Genomic DNA, 304 nt, shown 5'->3' on the forward strand with positions numbered 1-304 from the left:
CTAACTGAATTTGGCTACCTTTTCGACGCACCATCGTAAATCGGTTCGCCAGTCCCCATATATGAAATACCGATGCCAGGCATCCCGGTTCGACATGGACGAGGAGTTGGCACCGGCCAATCAAAGGATTGATGACATGTCCTTCAAGGACCTGACCACCAGGGCTGCGGCCGCAATGAAGCCGAAGCCTGCGGAGACAGCGAAGACCCCTGCCAAGGAGACCGAGCCCAAGGCCGCTGGCAAGGAAGCACCTGCGAAGTCCAGGACATCTTGAGACGTGCACAGGTTGCGCGCCCCATTCCTA

At 57.2% G+C, this 304-nt stretch carries 1 protein-coding gene; it reads left to right on the forward strand.

The window, feature by feature from the left end; genetic code table 11:
* Positions 1 to 94 precede the first annotated feature (94 nt).
* Positions 95 to 274: a hypothetical protein gene (locus P1J78_RS25340; protein ID WP_275570130.1), complete on the forward strand. Its 180-nt coding sequence runs from the start codon at positions 95 to 97 to the stop codon at positions 272 to 274.
* Positions 275 to 304: the final 30 nt, after the last annotated feature.

Origin of the sequence: Psychromarinibacter sediminicola (assembly GCF_029168335.1) — a bacterium.
GTDB lineage: Bacteria > Pseudomonadota > Alphaproteobacteria > Rhodobacterales > Rhodobacteraceae > Psychromarinibacter > Psychromarinibacter sediminicola.